The organism is Nonomuraea sp. NPDC023979 (assembly GCF_040639085.1).
Taxonomy (GTDB): Bacteria; Actinomycetota; Actinomycetes; order Streptosporangiales; family Streptosporangiaceae; genus Nonomuraea; species Nonomuraea ceibae.
In genome coordinates, this window is the sequence record NZ_JBEZZG010000004.1 from 439,514 (window position 1) to 460,459 (window position 20,946).

Here is a 20,946-nt window from a genome sequence, read left to right on the forward strand (position 1 = left end):
TCAGTACTCGATTCGCTCACGACGCGACAGCCGCAGCGACAGGATCGCGAAGCCGATGGTGAAGAAGAACATCACGACGCCCAGCGCCGAGGCGTAGCCGAAGCGGAAGTACTCGAACGCGTTGCGGTAGATCTCCGTCGCCATCACGGTCGTGGAGTAGTCGGGGCCGCCCTGCTGGTCGGTCATCACCCACACGATCGCGAACACGTCCAGCGCCAGGATGCCGAGGTAGACCCAGGCGACCTGGACGGTGTCCCACAGCAGCGGCAGCGTGATGCGGAAGAACAGGCTCACCCGCCCCGCGCCGTCGATCGAGGCGGCCTCGAACATGTCACGCGGGATCGAGGCCAGCCCGGCGGAGAACAGCACCACGTAGAAGCCGACCGCCTGCCACACCATGACGCCGAGCACCGACCAGAACGCGATGCCAGGATCGGACAGGAAGGAGACCGGCCCCAGCCCGAGCGCCATCAGCGGCGCGTTCAGCATGCCGCTGTCGTCGGGCCGGAACACCTGCTGGAACAGCACCGCCACCACGGTCACGGCCAGCACCTGCGGGAAGAAGAACACCACGCGGTAGAACTTCGACCCGGGCACGCCGCCCACGCCCCGCCCTCCGCTGCCCACGTTGAGCAGGAACGCGAAGAACAGGGCGATGACGATCGTGATGAGCGGCAGCAGCACGAGCAGGGCCGCGTTGTGCGTGACCGCCTTCCAGAAGACGCCGTCGGCGAACAGCCTGACGAAGTTGTCCAGCCCGACGAAGTTCGGCGTGGCGCTGACGCCCCGCCAGTCCGTCATCGCGATGTAGAACGCCTGGATGTACGGGGAGATCACGTACACCAGGTAGAGCGTCACCGGGGCCGCCAGGAACGCGGTGATGAACAGGCCCCGGCGATAGGTGTTGAACATCAGCGCGTGTACTTCTTGATCGAGGAGTCGTTCTTGATCTCGTCGGCCTTCTTCTGCAGGCGCTCCACGTACTTGGCGGGGGTGACGCCGCCGGACATGAGCTGGCCGGTGGCGGCCACGGCCTCGTCGTGCAGCTGGGCGTACCAGGTGCGCCAGCGGTAGTAGACGGTGTTGGCGCCGGCGGCGGCGAGCGCGTCGGTGGCGCTCTGCGCGCCCGGCGTCAGGTTGCGGCCCTCGCCGGCGCCCTTGACCACGGACACCGTGCGGACGAGCTCGCTGAAGTCGCCGGCCGCCTTCTTCGACAGCATCGCGCGCAGGTACTCCATGCCGCCCTGCGGGTTGGCGCCCTTCGACGGGACGATGAACGACTCGCCCGGCTGGGTGTGCAGGGTGCCGTACGGCATCTTGTCCGAGGAGGTGAAGTCGGGGATGGGGAACATGCCGTACTCGAAGTCGTCGGGCGTGGTGTCCTTCTGCTCGTTCTCCAGCCAGGAGCCGGAGGGCAGCATGGCGACCTGGTACTTGTTCTGGGCCGTCTGGGTCTGCACGTGGTCGAGGCCGGTGGTGCCCTCCATGAGGTACTTGGCGCCGACCTCGGCCCACGCCTCCGCCGCCTGCCTGACCGGCTCGGCCGACCAGGCGCCGTCGGCCAGGTTGTCGATGTTGACCAGCACCTCGTTGCCGCCGATCTTGGCGGCCATGGTCAGCAGCGGCTCGTACAGGTACTGCGGGTGCTTGCCCGCGTAGGTGAACGGCGCCATCTTGCCGGACTTCTTGATCGTCTCGCAGAGGGCGAGGAAGGCGTCCCAGGTCTTGGGGATCTCCCAGCCGTTGTCGCGGAAGGCCTTCTGCGAGTACCAGATGCCGTGGATGTAGTTGACGTAGCCGAGGACGCTGAACTTGCCGTCGTAGGTGCCGAACTCGGTCACGGCCGGGTCGAGGATGTCGCGGACCTTGACGTTGGGGTCGTCCCAGCTCGGCGCGTCGAGCAGCGGGGTCAGGTCCTGGAGCTGGCCGTCCTGGGCGAGCGCGCCCATGTCCATCGCGTTGGCGCCGGAGTTGTCGATGACGTCGGGCGGGTTGCCGCCGGCGAAGCGCGGCTGCAGGACCTTGGTGATCTCCTTGGTGGCGTTGTGCTTGATCTCCACCTGCGGGTACTTCGACTTGAACAGCGGCTGGTGGATGTCGGTGGCGTACTTGTTGCCGAACCCGCCGTCGAAGATCCAGATCTCCAGCGGCTTGTCGGCGGCCACGCCGAACGGGTTGGCCGCGCTCGTGGCGGCCGGCGCGGCCGAGGCCGTGGGCGCCTGCTGGGCGGGGGTGGCGCAGGCGGCGAGCGCGCCCGCCATCGGGGCCAGGGCGGCGGCGCGGAGGAGACCGCGCCGGGTGATGTGGGGGGTGTTCGACATTGCTGTTCTACTCCTTGGGCTACTTCATGTTCCGCGCCTGATGCGCCCTGCGTAGCGGCTTTCCAGTGCCTTGTTGTGCTCGTCGCCGCCGGCCACGTTGACCGACAGGTAGACGGGCGGCGTCTCGCCGAGCGCCACCAGCCGCTCGACCGCCTCGGTGACCACCATCTGGGCGAGCAGCGCCGAGGTGATCGTGGAGACCGCGCCGTAGCTGCCGCCCCCGGGCAGCTCCAGGATCGCGTCGCCGTAGGGGGAGCCGTTGTCCAGCACGATGTCGGCCAGGTCGAGCAGCTTGCGGCCCGACGGGTGGCGCGAGGTCATGCGGACGCTGTGGCTGACGGAGGTGATCGCGATCAGCGGGTGGCCGCGTTCCTTGACGAGCGTGGCCAGCTCGACGACGGCGCCGTTCACGCCGGAGCTGGAGACGAGCACGAACACGTCCTGCGGCTCCACCGGCGCCAGCTCGTAGATCCGGTGCGCGATCGCCGGGTCGCGTTCCAGCTCGGGGGTGAGCACGCTCGGCGGCTCCCCGCCGTACAGGACGAGGTCGCGCGGGGTGAGCCGGTTGCTCGGCACCAGCCCGCCGGCCCGGCCGGCGATCTCCATCGCGATCGCCTCGGAGTGCCCGGACCCGAACGCGTTGACCACTCCCCCGGCGCGCAGCGACGTCACGATCGCCTCTGCGGCCTGCCCGACCTGCTCCACCTGCGATTCGGCCACCCGGCGGGCCGTCTCCAGGGCCTTGGATGCGTACGTCATTCAGCCTCTCTCCACGCGGTGGCTCTCCACGGCGCTGATCGTGAGCTCGAACGCCTCGTTGGTGCGCTCGTACGTGCGCTGCGCGACCGCCACGTAGACGGCGTCGAGCACGAACAGTTGCGAGTGGACGGCGGCCAGCCCGCCGAGCCGGAACGTGGTCTCCCTGCTCGCGGTGGTCAGCACCAGGTCGGCCAGCTCCGCCAGCGGGGAGCGGGCGAACGAGGTCACCGCGACCGTCAGCGCGCCGTGGCTGCCGGCCTCGGCCAGCGACTCCATGACCTCGCGGGTGCGGCCCCGGTGGCTGATGCCGATCGCCACGTCGCCGTCGCGCAGCAGCGCCGCCTCCGACAGCGCCACGTGCGCGTCGCCCGCGCTCCAGCACGGGATGCCGATCCGGCGCAGCCGCCCTTCGAGCATGGTCGCCACGTTGCCGCTGGTGGAGACGCCGACCAGGAGCACCCGGCGGGCGGCGGCCACGCGGTCGGCCACGGTCGAGACCACGGACGCGTCGAGCTGGGCGGCGGTGTCCTGGATGAGCCGGGCGTCGGCGGCGGCCATCACCTCGATGGCGGCGTCGATGGGGTCGTCGGGGCCGATCTCGTGCCCGACGCCCGCGCCCCAGCCGGCCTGCGCGGCCCGGCCCGTCTCGGTGGCCAGCGCCACCCTCAGCTCGGCGTAGCCGGAGAAGCCGAACGCCCGGCAGAACCTCGTCACGGTCGCGGGTGAGCTGCCGGCCCGCTCGGCCAGCGCGATGATCGTCGATCGGGCGGCCTCGGCCGGGTCGCCGAGAATCACCTCGCCGACGCGCCTCAGCGCCTCCGGCAGGCCGGGCAACTCGGTCTCGACGCGCCCCAGCGCTCCTGAAGTCACGAATATTCCTTCCGGATACCCGGTCTTCTGGCGAAAATTATTCTTGCTTCTCGGTCACGTCAAGACCCACAATCTGATCGTGACTTATTCGCTCGTGATCGGCGTCGACGCCGGCGCGACCTCCTCCCGCGTGGCCGTGCACGCCCTCGACGGCACCCGGCTGGGCTACGCGCGCGCGGGCGCCGGCAACCCCACGGCCCACGGGCTCGACAGCGCGGTGGCCGCCATCGCCGCCGCCACGCGCGAGGCGCTCGGCACGCATCCGGGCTCCCGCGTGGTCGCCTCCCTGGCGGGCGTCGCGGGCCACGTCCGCGAGCTGGAGCCGGCGCTGGGCAAGGTCTGGGCGGAGCTGGGCATCCCGGCGGGGCCGCAGGTCAGGGGCGACACCGAGATCGCGTACGTGGCCGGCACCCCGGAGCCGGACGGCACCCTCCTGCTGTCGGGCACCGGCGCCATCGCCGCCCGCGTCGCCGGTCACCATCACCGCGCCGCGGTCGCCGACGGGCTCGGCTGGCTGCTCGGCGACGCGGGCTCGGGCTTCTGGATCGGCCGCGCCGCCGCCAAGGCCGTCGTCGCCGCGCTGGACCGCGACGAGCCGCCCTCCCTCCTGACCGAGCTCGTGCTCGGCCACTTCCTCGGCGCCGAGCGCGGCGCCACCGCCCGCGAGAGCGCCGACCGTCTCGTCCGGATCGCGCAGGCGGCCCACATGCGCCTGGCCGAGCTGGCCGCGCCGGTGAGCCGGGCCGCCGCCGAGGGCGACCCGGTGGCGCTGGGCATCGCCCGCCAGGCCGCCGCGCACCTGGTGGACACGCTCGGGCGGGTCCACCGTGGCGGGCCGATCGTGCTGGCGGGCAGCGTCCTGACCAACGACGGGCCGGTACGGGAGGCCGTGCTCGGGCTGCTGCCGGGCGAGACGGTGACGACGGCGCGCGACGCGGCGGGCGGCGCGGCCTGGCTGGCCGCCTTCGACCTGCTGCCGGAGGGCGAGCGCGCGGCGCTGCACTCCCGCTTCACCCCTTGACGGCCCCCGCGGTCATCCCGACGCCGACCCTGCGCTGCAGGAAGAGGAAGAGCAGCAGCGCGGGCAGCGCGAACAGGCTGGCCGCGGCCATCGTCGCCCCCCAGTCGGTGCCGAACACGTCGCGGAACGACGACAGCCACACCGGCAGCGTGCGCCGGTCCTGCTCCTTGATGATCAGCACGTTGACGAACGCGAACTCGTTCCACGCGGTGATGAACCCGAACAGCGAGGTCGCCATCAGCCCCGGCGCCAGCAGCGGGAACACCACCCGGCGGAAGGCCACCAGCCGGCTGCACCCGTCGACCTGCGCCGCCTCCTCCAGCTCCAGCGGGATCGCGGCGAGGAACCCGCGCAGGGTCACGATCGTGAATGGCAGCGTGATCATGAAGTAGACGCCGGTCAGCATGGCCAGCGAGTCCAGCAGCTCGGTGTCCCTGGCGATGATGAACACCGGCACCAGCAGCGCCTCCCACGGCGCCATCTGCGCGGCGAACACCATGACGACGAACGCGCCGCGCCCCCGCCAGCGCATCCTGGTGACCGCGAACGCCGCCAGCAGCGCCACCACGAGCGCCAGCAGCACGGCCACGACGGTCACGAGCAGGCTGTTGCGCCAGTAGGTCCAGAACCCGGGCGCGTTCACGGCGGTGACGAAGTGCTCCAGCGTCGGCGCGGACGGCCAGAACGACGGCGTGCGCGCCTGGATGTCGCGGGTCGGCTTGAAGGCCGTCAGGAACATCCAGTAGACGGGGAAGATCGTCATCACCAGCACGGCGAGCGCGGCGGCGTTGAGCGCGAGCCTTCTCATGAGCGCACCATCCGTCGCAGGTTGGCGACCAGGGCCACGGCCAGCAGGACGACGGTGAGCAGGGCCACGGCCGAGCCCAGGTCGTACCGGTGCAGCACCCGGGCAATCTTGAACGCGTAGACGGGCAGGGTGGTCGTGGCGCCGTCGGGGCCGCCCTGCGAGAGCACCCAGATCTGCGGGAAGCACTTGGCCACCCAGATCACCTCCAGCGCGACGATCAGGGCGAACAGCTGGCGCAGCATCGGCAGCGTGACCCGCCAGAACACCTGCCAGCCGGTGCCCCCGTCGATCCTGGCCGACTCGTACAGCTCTCCCGGGATGGTCGTCAGCCCGGCGTAGAGGGTGAGCGCGCCGAACGGCACCGACTGCCACACCACCAGGATCACCAGCACGGCGAACGTCGCGGCGCCGTCGGCGAACCAGGTGTAGCCGCGGAACGACTCGAACCCGAGCGAGGCCAGCGCCCAGTTGACCACGCCCAGCTCCGACTGGAACAGCCACTGGAAGACCGTGGTGGCCGCGATCACCGGGGTGGCCCAGGCCAGCGCCAGCGCGCTCATCAGGGCCAGCCGCATGCCGCGCCGCAGCCGTACCAGCATGAGCGCGACGCCGGTGGACAGCACCACGATGAGCACCACGTTGACCGCGGTCCACGCGAGCGTGCGGAGCACGACCTGCCAGAACTCGGCGCCCGCCAGCAGCTCGGCGTAGTTGCCGAGGCCGACGAACTCGGCGCCGCCCCGGATGAGCTCGCCCATCCGGAAGTGCTGCAGCGAGATCAGCGCGGCCTTGAGCATCGGATAGAGCAGGAGGAAGGCCCCACCCGCCACCGTGGGCGCGATGAGCAGGTAGGGCCAGAGCGAACGGTTGCGCACGGGCTCAGGACCCGCTGTTGAGCGTCGTGGTGATGGACTCGGAGACCTTGCGGGCCTCCGCCCGCGGGTCGCCGCCGGTGAGCACCGCGGTCATGTACTGCTTGATGACCGAGGTGGCCTCGACGGCCGCCCAGTTGGGGGTGTTGGGCGTCGCGCGGCCCTGCGCGGCCCCGGCGGCCATCGCGGCCGTCGCCTCGTCACCGGCCAGCACGCCGGCCAGCGACGTGCGGTTGGGCACGAAGGCCATCTCCTTGGCCAGCTCCGTCTGGAACCGCTCGCCGGTCAGCGCCTTGACGACCTCGTACGCCTGCTCCTGGTGCCGGGAGGCGACCGGGACGATCAGGTCGGAGCCGCCGGTGAAGACCGCGCCGGGCTTGTCGGCCGTCTTGCCGGGGATGGGGAAGAAGCCGAGCTTGTCCTTGAAGCCGGGTTCGACCTCCAGGACGCGGGCCGCGATGCCCGGGGCGGCGATGATCTGCGCCACCTTGCCCTGGGCGAACACCTCGTGCTGGGGCGGGTTGGCCTCGTCGGCGTCCTTCGGGCCCTTGCCGAGGGCCTGGAGCCGCTGGTAGAACTCCATGCCGGCCAGGGCCTGCGGGGTGTCGAGCACGCCCTTCCAGGCGCCGCCCTCCTGGATCGCCAGGTCGCCGCCCTCGTCCCAGACGAACCCGGCCAGGGCGTACCAGGTCTGGCCGGTCAGGTAGATGCCCTGGTTACCGCCTTTGTTCAGCTTTTTGGTGATATTTAGCCATTCGTCCCTCGTTTTCGGGGGCTCGTCGATGTCCGCCTCGGCGAACAGGTCCTTGTTGTAGACGACCACCCGGTTCGCGGCGTACCAGGGGATTCCGTACTGCTTGCCGTCGATGTTCCCCGGCTGGGCCAGGCCCGGGAGCCAGTCCTCGCCCTGGAGGTCGGCGATCCTGGCGGTCAGGTCGGTGACGCCGCCGCTGGCCGCGTACTGGGCGACCTGGGTGTTGCCCACCTCGATCACGTCGGGCGCGTCGGTGCTGGCCAGCGCGGCGGTGACGCGCTCGCCGATGCCGTCCCAGGGCTGGATCTGCAGGGCCAGGTCCACGTCCGGGTGCTCGGCCTCGTAGCGGGTCTCGAACGTCTTGAGCAGGTCCTGCGTGACGCTGCCGTCCATGATCCAGACGGTCAGCCTGGCGGGGCCGGTGGGCTCCTGCTGCCCACCGCCGCCGCCGCACGCGCCCAGCGCGAACACGACGGCCAGGGCCAGGATGCGGTTCTTCATGGCTTTCCTCGTCACGGGTTCGGAACGGTGTCCTGGAAGGCGGTGCCGGCGGTGCGGAAGGCGCCCACCCTGCTCTGGATCTGCGCGGGCGAGAGGACCTCGTTCTTGGCGTGGTAGACCCAGTCGACCTGCTGCCGGTACGTGCGCGTCCCGGTCGCCGCCTGGAGGTCGATGAACCACTGGTTGAACATGATCCACATGGGCGTCTCGGGGTAGTGGATGCCGCTGTGGTCGGCGAACAGGCGGCCGTCGACGTAGTACTTGATGTGGCCGCCGGACACCTGGATCACCAGGTCGTGCCAGCCCGCGAAGCTCGTGCGCTCCTCGGTGTGCGTGTTGACGGCCTGCCACGGGTCGCCCTGGTAGGTCTCCCAGCTCGTCGCGTACAGGATGTTCGCCGGCTCGCCCCAGCCGCCGTTCGGCAGATACTCGAAGTCCAGCTCGCCGTAGTCCGGGTCCAGGTTGAAGCGGAGCGGGGTGATCGTGAAGAACGTCTGCACGACGTGCTCGCCGTCCGGGCCGCTCACCGGCGCGTCGCTGAAGCGCACCCGGGCCGCGTACGTGCCCTCGTGGAACTTGCGGTTCGCCGTGGACAGCTCGGTCTGGACGGTGCCCGAGGCGGTGCCGTCCGTGGAGGAGTCCAGCGTCAGCAGGCCGCCGGGGAACGAGACCGCCGACGCCGACCAGGTCGCCCCGGGCACGCCGGGCCCGCCCTGGCTGGAGCGCACGGTCCAGCCGCGCTGTTGCAGGCGCGCGTCCGAGGCGTTCGTGTAGGTGAAGTCGTCGAACAGCTCACCGCCAGGCCCCGGCGGATCGGTCGGGTCCGGGTCCGGCTCGCTGCCGCTGGGGTTGCCCCAGGCGAGCTGCCCGTTCACGTACACGGTCGCCTTGTCCCAGTTCGTGTAGGAGGTGTGCGGGCCGAAGGACGGGTCGTCGCTCTGCGTGAAGCTCTGCCAGTCGGCACGGTAGAAGCGGAGCTGCAGGTCGCGGGTGCTCGTCCCGGGGGCCAGCGTGCCGGAGGTGAAGCCCACCTCCAGGTACTGCCTGCCGTCCGCCTGCGGGACGAAGTGCCCGGTGACCGTCGAGCACGACACCACCGCCCAGGAGCAGGCGAAGCGGTACGACTCGGCGCCCTTGAGGTAGTAGCGGATCTTGATCTGGTTGAGCGGGATCGAGGTCGTGCCGTCGTTGAAGACCTGGAACCAGGGTTCGGCCTGGGCGGTCGTGGCGCCGGTCGAGCTGGTCCGGTACTGGAGGCGTACCGCCTGGTCGGCGTCGGCCGGGGCGGCGACGGCCACGGCGAGGGCGGCGGGGAGGGTCAAGGCCAGCAGGATCTTTCCGATTTTTCGGGACATGGGTGGGGTTCTCCTTGGTTCAGCGGGCCCCCGAATGGCATGCCGAAAAGAGCTGTCGTGCTCCTGGGTTCCGTGCGGCTGGGTTTCGTGCTCGGCGGTCAGGCGCCGCGGCGGATGCGGCCCGCATACAGCGCTTCGAGCCTGAGGTTGTGCGCGTCGCCCTCCGGCACGTTGGCCGACAGGTAGACCGGCGGCACCTGGCCGGCCGCCAGCAGGTCGCGCACCGTCCTGGCGACGACGAGCTGGGCGATCAGCGCGGAGGTGATGGTGGAGACGGCACCGGTGGCGCCTCCGTCGGGCAGGGGCAGCACGGCGTCGCCGTACGGGGCCCGGTTGTCGAGCACGACGTCGGCCAGGTCGGCGAGCTTGCGGCCCGAGGGGTGGCGGGAGGCGACCGCGTCGCTGTGCGCGTGCGAGGTGATGGCGATCAGGTCGTGACCGCGCTGCTTGACGAGGGTGGCGAGCTCGACCACGACGCCGTTCACGCCGGAGTTCGAGATGATCACGAACAGGTCGTCGTCGTGGACCGGGGCCGCCTCCAGGATGGCGCGGGCCACGGCCGGGTCGCGTTCGAGGTCGTAGCGGTCCAGCGCCTCACGGGGGGCGTCCCCGTACAGGACGATGTCGCGGAGGGCGAGGCGGTTGGTCGGCACCAGGCCGCCGGCGCGACCGGCGATCTCCATGGCGACCGCCTCGGAGTGGCCCGAGCCGAACGCCTGGATGACCCCGCCTCTGGTCAGCGCCCTGGTGAACAGCCCGGCGGCCTTCTCGATGGCCGGGTCGTCCGGGATCGTCCGGACGAGCTCGGCGATGTGGTCAGCGAATTGTTGCGGATTTATCGTCATAAATCTCCCTCGGGGAGTCCGTCTTCCGGCAGGCGGTGTCCTTCCACGGCCCGCACCGTCACGTCGAACGCCGCCCGCGTCCGCTCGTACGTCCGCTGCGCCACCGACACGTACACCACGTCCAGCACCAGCAGCTGCGAGTGGATCGCCGCGAACCCGTCGGCCCGGAACGTCGTCTCCCGGCTCGCGGTCGTCAGCACCAGCTCGGCCACCTCGGCCAGCGGCGAACGGGGATGCGACGTCACCGCGACCGTGATCGCGCCGTGGCTCCCGGCCTCCGCCAGCACCTCGATGACCTCGCGCGTCCGGCCGCTGTGCGAGATGCCGATCGCCACGTCACCCTGCCCGAGCAGCGCCGCGTCCGTGAGCGCGCTGTGCGCGTCGGACCTGCTCCAGGTGGGCACCCGCATCCGCTGCAGCCGGTACTCCATCTCGCTGGCGACCGCCGCGCTGCTCGACACCCCGAACAGCAGCACCCGCCCGGCCCCCGCCACCGCCTGCGCCACCTTCTCCACCACGGCCAGGTCGAGCTGGTCGCCGGTCTCCTGGATCAGCCGGATGTCGTTGCCCGACACCACGCCCAGCACCTTCTCCAGGCTGTCACCGGGCAGGATCTCCTGGCCGATGTCGGTCTGCCAGGTCTGCTGCTTGACCCGCCCGGTCTCGGTGGCCACGGCCACGCGCAACTCGGCGTAGCCGCCGAAGCCCAGCGCCCGGCAGAACCGGGTGATGGTCGCGGTCGAGGTGCCGCTGCGCTCCGCCAGGTCCACGATCGTCAGCCGCGCCGCCTCGCCCGGATCAGCGAGGATCGCGTCGGCGACCTTCCGCAGGGCTTCCGGCATCTCATGCCGTTCGGTCCTGATGCGGCCGAGTAGTTCCATGTGGTGATAATTATGCTCAACTCTTGGCTTGGTCAAGGCTTGTGGCGATAATTCTTGACATGAGGCTGGTTCTGGGCGTCGACGCCGGCGGCACCTCCACCCGCGCGGCAGCCTTCACCGTGGACGGCGAGGAAGTGGGACGCGGCACCGCCGACGGCGGCAACCCCGGCACCCTCGGCCTCGACCACGCCTGTGCCAACGTGTCGTCCGCCATCGCCTCCGCGCTCGCGGGAGCGGACTCCGCCCTGGTGGAGTCGGTCGCCCTCGGCCTGGCCGGCAACCCCGCCCTCGCCGGCGCCCTGACCCGGCGGCTCTTCGCCGGCGGCGCCCCCTGCGGTCTCCCCCGCACCCTCCGCCCGCGCCTGGTCCGGAACGTCGGCGACGTCGTCACCGCCTTCTGCGCCGGCACCCCGTCCCCATCTGGCACCGTCCTCATCTCGGGGACGGGGGCGATCGCGGCAAAAATTACCGGCCGCGCCGTGGTCGCCACCTCGGACGGCTACGGGTGGCTCCTGGGCGACGACGGCTCCGGCTTCTGGCTCGGCCGCACCGCCGCCCGCACCGCCCTCCGCGCGCTCACGGAAGGCCGGCCGTCACCCCTGGCTGATTTGGTCACCCGCCGCCTCCTCCCCGCCGCCCCACCCCACGATCCGGCCCCGGGTCCCGCCCTGGGTTTGGCCCTGGCGGACCGCCTGGTCGCCGCCGTGCACTCCCGGCCACCGCTGGCCCTCGCCGAACTGGCGCCCCTGGTCTCCGAAGCCGCAGCCGCCGGCGACCCAGAGGCCGTGGCCATCGCCACGGAAGCCGCCCACCTGCTGGCCGCCACGGCCCTGCGCGTACACGATCCGGGCTCGCCCCTCGTCCTCGCCGGCAGCGTCCTCACCTCACCGAGCCCGGTCCGGGACTCCGTACGGGCCCTGCTGGGCACCGTCCACACGGCGGGAGACCCCGCCGGCGCGGCGGCCTGGCTGGCGACCCTGCCCCTCCTCGACCCTGCCGATACGGAAAGCCATCATGCCCAGTTCATCGCGGCATCGGCCTAAAAGTTGTTGCAGAAGTCCGCGTGTGGGCAAGTCAGAGCCTCCCCTGCGGCGGCAGTGTTCATGCCATGAGGGCGAGGCTGTGCATGTGAGCGACGGCGTGGTGCAGTCCTACTCCCTTCTGCTGGCAATCGCGCAGGATCTTGTAGTTCTTCATCCGGGCGAAGACGTGCTCCACGCGGGCGGGGACACGGCGATGTTCGGCATGGTCTTTCCTCCTGTGCCCGCAGCAGAGGTCGCCCCGCCCGTCTTCGGTGTGGAACGACCATACCCGCGCTGAAGTAGGCGCCGTCGGCCAGCACGGTGACACCCTCACACCAGGACCTCAGCCCGGAATCCCGCCAAGCATGCGCATCGGCCTTGTTATCCGGTACCGGCTGCCCTGTAGCCACGACCAGGCGGGTGTCGGCATCGATGACGACCTGAACATTCGCGGAGAAGCGGTAGTTCTTGCTGGAAGCGCCTACCACGCGATCCCGTATCGGGACCGGAGTCCCCTCCACGATCCACAACCGTTCCGCCGCTTCAACCGGGCGCGGTGCCGGCTCCAGCGCGAGTAGCGAGCCCAATCGCTGGATGACCCGGCACACCGTTGCCCGACACACACCAAACGAGGGCGCCAGCTGCCGTATCGTGAGATTGGTGCGATGGTAGACGGCCACCAGCAGCACCTGCTCCGGCAACCCGAGGCACCATGGACGCCCGCGGCCCCTGCCCTTCCCCGTGCCCTCACCGCCGTGCTCTCGCACGACCCACAGCAGCCGCTGAAACCGGCTCATCCGCAGCCCGGTGAACATCTCCGCCCACAACGGCTCAGGCCCATTACACTCCGCCCATACACGAAGGATGCCCACCCAAATACTTTCTGGAAAACCTTCAGACGCGGCTACTCGGGCATCCCTCCGGTCCCGGAAGAAAGCCCGGTCTCATCGCGGCCCGTGGAAACCGTTGTTCGCCCGGCGTCTCAGATAGGTCGCCATGTCACTCAGATCAGCGGTATCAGTGCTCGACCGCCACCTGATCCGTCAATCGACTTGGCGCGCCTGCATAACCTGACAAGGACACTACACGAAAGTCATTTGCCGTCGGAGCTCCGCATACCATAGTTAGCTCTCATACGGAATTACCGAGACTATGTCAATCCGCTTGACACGATAATCTTCGGCAAAGCGTAAGACAATTTCTGGCTCCCCGGTCACAATGAGGCCATGAATCCTTGCCTTTGCGGCTGCAGCGCGAAGCTCTTCAAGAGTCAACCCAAATGGCTCTAAATAGCCCTTATCCTCCTCACCTAGCAGCGCAACCCACCTCCGAAATTGCTCACTCGGTGAGGTAATCTTCGCACCCTCTGGGCCACAAATATTGAAGCCTCTTGCCATGCAGTCCAGACCGTTTAAATCCCACGATAAGGGCTTTGCTGAAGGTCGCGCTCCTGAGAGTAGGAACACGCCGACTTCACTATTCCAAATGTCCTTCATGTCTTCCCAGGCGAGAGGCCTTTTGAATTCGCCCAGCACGGTCACCCGCACGCTCTCAGGGAGTTCCTCTAACACTCTAACATGGACCTTGTCCCGATGATATTCAGTGCCACTACCGAAGCGCGAGAGAGCCCCAGATGCCAGTGAGTGAAACAGTGTGGGATATCGAACTTCACCCGATTGCGAAAGAGTCAGCTTGTCTTGCCAGCCGTATTGAGTGGCACCCTGGCCACCTGCTTGAACCTCCACAGTCAAAGGCACCTCTCGACCGTTATTCGTGATTCGCGCCACCGAAACGGTGAGGTCGAAGTCGATCTCATAATCCGGGTTGACAACAGCTAGAGAGTTCGCTGCGACCAGATCGAATCTTCCACCATTGCGCCGGCTTTCAGAAGTCACATTTCTCGCAGACGACGCTACAACAACTCCTGTCAAAAGTAGGCATGCCAGAGCGAATATTGATCGCACCGGACGCCTTGAATTCACCATCAACTCAATCACTGTACGCTAAAATCCGCCAATACATATCGACAGAAAAACGGGGTCGCACCAATACGGCCCCGCTTTCTGTTACTCCCTACTCAGCCTCGCCCAAGATCCAGGGCGGTAGATAATCTCTATCCGACTTCAGTTTTCCGGTCCCTTCCCAGGTGACCCACAGGCGATTTGGGTCATCCGGGTCACCTATAGCGTCAGTGAACTTGCGCGCCACATAGGCGTGTCCAATATGATGGACTGTAGGCGTATACCACTTACCTTTGTACTTGAATTTCATGTACAGTTCGCTCTCGAAATATAGCCCCAGCCGAGAGATCGAGCAATGGTCAACATGTGCGACCAGACATTCGTTGACGGCCTCCGGACGTGTCGCCATATATATCCCCTGAGCGACCTTCTGTGCAGGGTACGGCTTGCAGAGCTCTCCGATCTCGTAATTGATTTTCTTCGAGACCCCCACGTTTGCTGAGAGGGATGCATTGGGAGTAGTCGAGCCGTCCACCGATATACCCATCGATGCATTCTGGGTTACCTCGGTCGTGCTCTTCTCGTTGACGAAGCACACCTGAGCCGTCAGCTTCGGCTTTATGTGCGACCACATATATTTGTTCCAGTCTTTTTGCTTCTTGCTGTTGTTTGTAGTGTTGACCCTCATGTAGCTGACGATGTTTTCCACATCCCAGCGCTGATCCCCTCGCAGATTTCTGGCTACCTCGACGTCGGTGGGATCCCAATAGGTGCTGAACCTTGTGGATATCCACCAGCCTTTTACGAGCTTCTCTACGAGCGACTTACCTACGCAATTGAAGCTGGGTGACGCTCCGTGGTAGTGATACTCGGTCGTGGCCGGCAACTTTGCATTACAGAGCTGCGGAGGTCCTGAGCTTCCGCCAGCGCCTGCTGCAGTATCGTCGATGGAGTCTGTGGGGTCTTCATACGCTGGGTTCGGTGCTTCGGTGATTGTCACGTTGCCGCAACGATCGAACGCGAATATGGATATAGTTGACCGATCAGGCTCCACCTGGCCAGGAGAGTCAGAAGTCACTCGTCCGGCGCTTGTTCTGGAGTCCGATTCTGTGGTCTCCCAGGACCTTGTGACTACTGCTGTCACTCGAATCTCACCGTTGGCTTGGCTTTGAACTGCGGCATTGTCGAGTACTACGGTGGACCCGGTTCGTACCTGACCGACTCGTTGCAGTGCCGCTCGTTCATCTCGCAATGTGGTATTGAGTAGGGACAGCTTAGCCGTACTCGGCGCCCCAGGCGTAACGCCCGGTACATCCCATATGGTGTTGGCGCGCCCTTCTAGAACTGCATCCTGCGCCTGGTAGTACGCCTTAACCCGATCGACATAGATTTGATAGGCTGATATATCGGACTGATTACTAACGCTAGCATCAGCAGACGGAGACTCGTCCAGATAGGGCAGGCACGAGCTAGCACTGCCGGGGGTTGTTGGTGGCGGAACGGCGTTTGCAGTGACACGGACGCTTTCCCAGTCACTCACGCCATAGGCAGTCTTGGCTCGCACTTTAATCGTGTACGATTGACCGTTGTCGAGGCCGTTGATCACAACCCACGGATCCCTAGCCTCTTGTGTTTTGACTATGCCATCGCCGTTGTCCAAAACTTCGACGTCATAGCCGTAGATCATGGCGGATCCGCCGCTAGTCTCAGGTATCCCCCAACTAGCAATTGCGCTGGCGTCCCCCCCAGACACCACGAGATTCAGCACCTTACTCGGCGGCCCAACGGGCAGATAGGTTAGCGTGATTGTGGGTGGCTCTACCGCTGCAGATTCAGCGAAGGTGATTAACTCATCCCGGTTTGAAGTCAGCATGAGCCATTGATATTCGCTTCCAGCGACATCTGCCTGAGGGGCAGCTAGCGGAAGCGAGAATGGCTCGACGCTTGCATCAGCCATGCCAGCTAATTCTGGGCCCGTGAGATCGCTATTAACATTCCCGTTAAGAGGTGTCGCAGTGATCACTAGATCTGTTGGACAGTAATCAGCTGGGCACGTAGGAGCGCCAAGATTCAGGATGGCTTCTGAAATGGCTGCCCCGTCAGGAAGTTCATCTAATTGCAGACCGACCACTGCAGCGATCTTGTCTACTCCGGTGCTTCCGATCCGGATTACCGTATCGTTGGTCACCGCACAGGGCGAGCCATCGCATGCGGTGGGATCGATTTTAGCAGATTTAATGACGAAACTTTCCTTGCCCAGCGCGAGATTTCTCACATCCTCCACAGGAGCCGCTGGAGGCGTACCAGGAGTAGTGAAGGACGTGGGTGCGGTTTTTGAGGTGCATACCTCGCTTCCTGAATCATCGGCTGAGACCTCTGTCACCTTTGGAGTGGCCGACAGGACTGCCTTAGCAGTGGACGTACTTCTACCGAGCGGGCTAATCATGTCATCAGCAATCTCGGCCGCTGATTGAGTGCGATTGTAAATGCGGACTTCGTCGATGATGCCCTCGAAGTACTCCCCATAAAGAGAGTTTCTGCCGATGTGAACCGCGCCACCGTCGTCGGCGACGTTGCCAGCGACCGTGTTTTCGCCGACCTGTTTCCCGTTGAGGAACAGGCGCACTGTCGTGCCATTGTAGGTGACGGCGAGGTGGCTCCAGGTGTCAACCGGAAGGGGAGCGGCACCAGAGGCACTTCCTCCGCTGTTCTCCGTTATGACCAGGCCGGAAGGACGGGTGCCATTCGAGGCGTACAGGCCGTAGGACAGATCCCATATCGTCTCGTTGTCCTTACCAATGACCGTACGCCAGCCAGCGACATCGCTGGGGTTCACCCACGCAGACAGCGTGAATTCGTTGTTCATCGTCAGAGACGGGGAGTGGTTGACGCTCACCCAGCTCGAAACGCCGTCGAAGGACAGGCCCTTTCCGAACTTGCCGTTGACCCAGGAGGCGTCACTGGCGATGCCGTTATTGGTACCTGTGACATCCCCGATGGTGGTCCCGGCGCCTTCATTCATGCCATAGGCGGCTACCAGGCCCGAAGGCGTGGGCGTTGGGGTTGGCGTGGGGGTCGGTGTGGGTGTGGGGGTCGGTGTAGGCGTCGGGTCAGGGTCGGGTGGTGAGGTCTGTCCCTCTGGCGCGGTGACGCAGGCCGTCATCTGCCACTTGTAGGTACTGCCCGGCTGCACCGTGTTGACTGGCACCTGGAATGAGGCCCGCTCTCCACCGTTGACCGTGCGACTGCCCAGCGGCACAGCCCCGACGGGTGCCCCTGTGCTGTCGTACAGGTAGTACTTGGCCGTGACCGGTCCTCCCGATGGCCGGTTGACCATGCCCGAGAGAATCGGCTGCGTCGGGTCCGCCATTCCCGTCTGAGTGTCGCTGGGCAGGACGGGGGCGTCGGACGTGATGCGATACGCCGGGCTCTCATTGCACGATGGCGGGGTGACGCCAGCGCGGCACGCCTTGACCACGAACTTGAAGCTCGCCGGGTTGTCCAGCGTGAACACCTTGTCCAGCGTCTGCCCGGACGGGATGTTGTTGTGCGTGGTCGTCCCGGGGACACCGACCAGGGCACGGATCTCGTCAGAGCTCAGTACCCGCTGGTAGACGTGGACATCGTCCACAGATCCGTCGAGGGCCCCTCCCAGAGAGCGTGCGCGGCCGAGCTCAAAGGCACCCTGGGCGTTCCAACTGACGGTGTGGTCACGTTCGCCGGCCAGCACTCCGTCCACATACAGACGGATCTTGCCCGCGGTCTTGTCGTACTGGGCGGCCAGGTGGGTCCACTCGCCGATCTTCGCCAAGTTCGCCGACTGGATGGGCGTCTCGTAGATTCGGTCCGCACGGTCCTGGGTGATCATTGACAACAGCCAGCGCTGGTCGTACTCAGGCGCTGTGGACGTCCGGTACGACAGCGTGAAGCCCGGCTGATGGACGCCCATCTGCGACAGGACGTTCTGTTCCTCGGTGCTGTTGTTGAGTCGCACCCAGGCCGTAGCCGTGAAGCTCTGGTCAGTGTTGATGACCGGGCCGCTCGTCTCGGCGTGGCCGCCGCTGAACGTCACCGCCTGGCCGAGCTGGCCGGGCACCCGCGTGTGGGCTCCGCTCAGGGTAGCGGCCCGGTTGTTGCCGGAGGAGTCGGTGACGGTGGCGCCGGAGGCTTCGTCCAGCTTCCAGAACGCGGCCTCGCCCGTAGGCAGCTGGGCGGCAGGCGGAGGCATGGTCGAGTCGTTGACCGTCACCGTGTAGTTGAGCGGCTTCGCCTCGGGCACGCTGGACTTGTAGGTCACCTTGACGTTGGTGCTGCGGGCGATCGCGTCGTTGCCGTCCATGGAGTCGATGGACTCGGCGGTCACGGTGGGGATCTCCGGCGGCAGAAGCCAGTCCACGCTCAGCTTCGGCTTCACACCGCCGGTGAACATCTGCGGCCAGAACAGGAACTCCTCGCCGTAGCCCTGCGGTGTCGACCCCTCGTTGTTCAGCTTCAGCAGCAACCCGTGGTTGGCGGTGCCCGAGGCCCACAGCCGCGCCATCGCGGTCAGGTTCCAGCTCCAGATCGAACCGTTGCTGCCCGGCAGCGAGCACGGATCGATCGAGGAGCGGCCTTCCTCCGTGGTGGCGGGCTGGTTGCTCCAGAAGGTGTCGTCGGCCACCCACGCCTCGGTGATCCGCTGAGCCGTGATGCCCTGGAACTCGCTGCAGTTGGTCACATCTGCGCGCAACTGCAATTGCATAGTGGCCTTGCTCACCTGCTTCCCGGCGATTGGGGCGGTGTCGAAGGCCATCAGGGTGCGGAAGAACGATTCCGTGTAGACGCACTTGAGCGGACAGCCGCTGCCATAGTTCCACCTGCCGACGATGCCCGGCGATCGCTGGGAGTTCGGGGAGTGGACAGCGACCTCCTGCGTGATCCCGAGAGTGGTCGTGGGATCAACGGTGACCGGGTACTTCGTCGCCGGATCGGCCAGCCAGGCCGCATCCGGCTTCAGCACCAGAACGGAGGAACCGTTCTCCGATTCCACGCTGGTCTTGATTTTCTTCTGCCGGCCCGGCTGGTCCGCACTGGGCTTGTCAGCTGCGGCATCCCACATCAGCGGTGCCGGGGCTGAGGCCACCTTCTTGCCCTCGGCGCCCTTCAGCTTGAGCCCGCCGGACTTGGTCATCGACAGCTTGAGGCCCTTGGCCTGCACCGGGATGCGGAACTCCACCGGCCCGGTGGGGCGCTCCCGCAGCACGACGTCGTGCCGGAACCCGGTCGGCAGCGCCGTCACCACCAGGTCGCCCGACGGCCCGGCGACTCCCACGTACGTCGCCACGTTGCCCTTGATCTGCGGGGCGGGCAACGACGTCGGCCAGGACAGCCCGAACGACTGCTCCCGGCCCAGCACCATGGTCGCGAACGGGCTGGTCCCACCCGTTGACAGGCGCAGCTTGGCCTTGGCGAGCTTGGGCTTCAGGACGCCGTTCTGCTCGACGAGGGACGTGTCGATCCATGCCCAGGAGCCGTCCCCTTGCTTGAGCTGGCTCGGGCCGGAGTAGGACTCTGTGGTGAGGTGCCCATCGGGGTAGGCCCATGTCCGGGAGGTCTCGGTGTAGGCCGCCTCGACCGCGACCGGCTTGTTCTGCTGCTTCGCCTCCGCCACCGCCGCGCGCAGGGCCGCGTCAGGGTCCTCCGGGCGGGGGAACGTGGTGACCGACGGACTTGAGGGTTCCTGCGGGTCGGGCTCGGCCGCTGCCTGCCTGACCGGTCCTGCGACCAGCAACGATGCTGCCACCGTGAGCACCGTCGCCGACACGAGACTTCGGCCCGGTTTCCTGAGGAGCCGGGTCCTTCTTCCTAACTCGTTCACAAACACCTTCAATCCCCGTGAGTCTGGATTGTCAGGTTTGATCATCGAGCGGTAGGCCAATTCGATCAATATGGCGTAGATCACAATAAAATCAACATAAAAACCCGTAACTTTTGCCCTGTCGCCGACGATTCCAGACGGGTGCGGCTACCCGGCAAGAGGAAATTCGAGTTTCCCTTTTCCGGTGGATCGGTTGCCGCCTTCAGGGCGTGATCGTAAGGTCACAGCCAGCACTGGAACGAGCGCACTGGAGGCGCCGTGGGCAAGCATGAGCGGGATCCGAAGAAGGACAAACCGTTCACCCCAGCCAAGCCTCAGCCGGACGCCAGAAAAGGGGGCGACGGAAAGCACGCCGGTGGCAGCGGCACCAAGAAATGACGCCGACAGGTCCCGTACGGGAGGGCGTACGGGACCTGTCGGATTCGTCGGGCGTCAGGCGGTCTTGGTGAAGCGGAACGACGTCAGGCCGTTGCCGTCGTTCCAGACGTCGGCGGCGGTCGAATGGCCGAGGCTGTTGATGCGGCGCACCTCCAGCACGATTCTGGTCGGCTCGTCGACGGTGATGCGCTCGCTGATCGGGCTGGTGGTGTTCTGGCCGATGTGACCGGCGCCGTTCCCGGCGCGGGTGTGGTCGGCGATCTGGTTGAGTATCCGCGCGCTGCGCGGCAGGACGGTGTTGGCCGTGGCGTTGCGGAGGCGGCCGACGATGTACGTGTTGACCGGGGGAACCCCCGAGAGCCTGGTGCGGACGTTCAGGTCGAGCGAGTAGGTGCCGGCTTCGGGCAGGGTGACCGCGAGCCGGGTGTCGACCCAGGTGCCGGAGGCGGTCGGCTGCAGGTTGACCCGGGCGGGCAGGTAGGAGATGCCGGACGGCATCGGGTGGAGCTGGGCGACGGCGGCGGCCGTAGAGGCGGGGGCCGTGACGGTGCCGCCGATGGCCAGGGCGGCGGCTGTGGCGGTGAGCGCGGCTGCACGGATGAGGGCGTGCATGAGGGGCTGACCTCCCGATAAAGAGGGACCGGGTCTGGTGACGCCCACTCTATAAATTACTCAGAGTATCTGTAAGCTTACTATCCGTTTTATGGTTACAGTCCCCATTGCGACAAATGCGCGTCAGTG

General features: G+C 66.8%; 15 protein-coding genes and 1 pseudogene. 2 read left to right on the forward strand and 14 right to left on the reverse strand.

Features of this window, described 5'->3' with window-relative positions:
- The 4 genes from AB0G11_RS11285 to AB0G11_RS11300 are packed head-to-tail and all read right to left on the reverse strand — an operon-like array spanning position 1 to position 3,950.
- Positions 1-912 carry a sugar ABC transporter permease gene (locus AB0G11_RS11285; protein ID WP_219510181.1) on the reverse strand — a complete coding sequence of 304 codons (912 nt, stop codon included), beginning with the start codon at positions 910-912 and terminating at the stop codon, positions 1-3.
- Complete coding sequence (gene ngcE, locus AB0G11_RS11290) at positions 912-2,321, reverse strand: N-acetylglucosamine/diacetylchitobiose ABC transporter substrate-binding protein (RefSeq protein WP_219510180.1); 1,410 nt, start codon at positions 2,319-2,321, stop codon at positions 912-914. The genes AB0G11_RS11285 and ngcE overlap by 1 nt, the downstream gene beginning before the upstream one ends.
- 24 nt (positions 2,322-2,345) lie before the next feature.
- Entirely contained in the window at positions 2,346-3,080 is a 735-nt protein-coding gene (locus AB0G11_RS11295; RefSeq protein WP_219510179.1) for an SIS domain-containing protein, read from the reverse strand.
- On the reverse strand, positions 3,081-3,950 hold the full coding sequence (locus AB0G11_RS11300) for a MurR/RpiR family transcriptional regulator (RefSeq protein WP_308126007.1): 870 nt from the start codon (positions 3,948-3,950) through the stop codon (positions 3,081-3,083).
- 79 nt (positions 3,951-4,029) lie between these two features.
- Between AB0G11_RS11300 and AB0G11_RS11305 the strand changes: the two genes are divergently transcribed.
- Positions 4,030-4,971, forward strand: coding sequence for a BadF/BadG/BcrA/BcrD ATPase family protein (locus tag AB0G11_RS11305; RefSeq protein WP_357585361.1), 942 nt, complete (start codon positions 4,030-4,032; stop codon positions 4,969-4,971).
- Here AB0G11_RS11305 and AB0G11_RS11310 read toward each other — a convergent pair.
- The 6 genes from AB0G11_RS11310 to AB0G11_RS11335 form a co-directional block, all read right to left on the reverse strand.
- The gene (locus AB0G11_RS11310; protein WP_219510177.1) at positions 4,961-5,779 is read right to left on the reverse strand and encodes a carbohydrate ABC transporter permease; all 819 of its coding nucleotides are present in this window, start codon (positions 5,777-5,779) and stop codon (positions 4,961-4,963) included. The genes AB0G11_RS11305 and AB0G11_RS11310 overlap by 11 nt on opposite strands.
- Positions 5,776-6,654, reverse strand: a complete 879-nt coding sequence (locus AB0G11_RS11315; protein ID WP_308126006.1) for a sugar ABC transporter permease — start codon at positions 6,652-6,654, stop codon at positions 5,776-5,778. Before AB0G11_RS11315 ends, AB0G11_RS11310 begins: the two co-directional genes overlap by 4 nt.
- Before the next feature lie 4 nt (positions 6,655-6,658).
- Positions 6,659-7,906, reverse strand: a complete 1,248-nt coding sequence (locus AB0G11_RS11320) for an extracellular solute-binding protein (protein ID WP_357585363.1) — start codon at positions 7,904-7,906, stop codon at positions 6,659-6,661.
- 11 nt (positions 7,907-7,917) lie between these two features.
- Entirely contained in the window at positions 7,918-9,261 is a 1,344-nt protein-coding gene (locus AB0G11_RS11325; protein ID WP_357585365.1) for a cellulose binding domain-containing protein, read from the reverse strand.
- A 98-nt stretch (positions 9,262-9,359) separates the two neighbouring features.
- Positions 9,360-10,106, reverse strand: coding sequence for an SIS domain-containing protein (locus AB0G11_RS11330; protein WP_357585367.1), 747 nt, complete (start codon positions 10,104-10,106; stop codon positions 9,360-9,362).
- Positions 10,103-10,987, reverse strand: a complete 885-nt coding sequence (locus AB0G11_RS11335) for a MurR/RpiR family transcriptional regulator (protein WP_357585369.1) — start codon at positions 10,985-10,987, stop codon at positions 10,103-10,105. Before AB0G11_RS11335 ends, AB0G11_RS11330 begins: the two co-directional genes overlap by 4 nt.
- A gap of 59 nt (positions 10,988-11,046) precedes the next feature.
- Here AB0G11_RS11335 and AB0G11_RS11340 point away from each other — a divergent pair, with 59 nt between their 5' ends.
- On the forward strand, positions 11,047-12,030 hold the full coding sequence (locus tag AB0G11_RS11340; RefSeq protein WP_357585371.1) for a BadF/BadG/BcrA/BcrD ATPase family protein: 984 nt from the start codon (positions 11,047-11,049) through the stop codon (positions 12,028-12,030).
- Positions 12,031-12,088: 58 nt separating this feature from the next.
- Here the strand turns inward: AB0G11_RS11340 and AB0G11_RS11345 are convergent.
- The 4 genes and pseudogenes from AB0G11_RS11345 to AB0G11_RS11360 all read right to left on the reverse strand — a co-directional run bounded on the left by AB0G11_RS11345 (position 12,089) and on the right by AB0G11_RS11360 (position 20,817).
- Positions 12,089-12,824: pseudogene (locus AB0G11_RS11345) on the reverse strand (transposase family protein).
- Positions 12,825-13,133: 309 nt separating this feature from the next.
- Positions 13,134-13,904 (reverse strand): hypothetical protein, encoded by a 771-nt coding sequence (locus AB0G11_RS11350; protein ID WP_357585373.1) that lies wholly within the window; start codon positions 13,902-13,904, stop codon positions 13,134-13,136.
- 178 nt (positions 13,905-14,082) lie between these two features.
- The gene (locus AB0G11_RS11355; RefSeq protein WP_357585375.1) at positions 14,083-19,911 is read right to left on the reverse strand and encodes a LamG-like jellyroll fold domain-containing protein; all 5,829 of its coding nucleotides are present in this window, start codon (positions 19,909-19,911) and stop codon (positions 14,083-14,085) included.
- A gap of 348 nt (positions 19,912-20,259) precedes the next feature.
- Positions 20,260-20,817, reverse strand: coding sequence for a hypothetical protein (locus tag AB0G11_RS11360; RefSeq protein ID WP_357585377.1), 558 nt, complete (start codon positions 20,815-20,817; stop codon positions 20,260-20,262).
- Positions 20,818-20,946 lie beyond the last annotated feature (129 nt).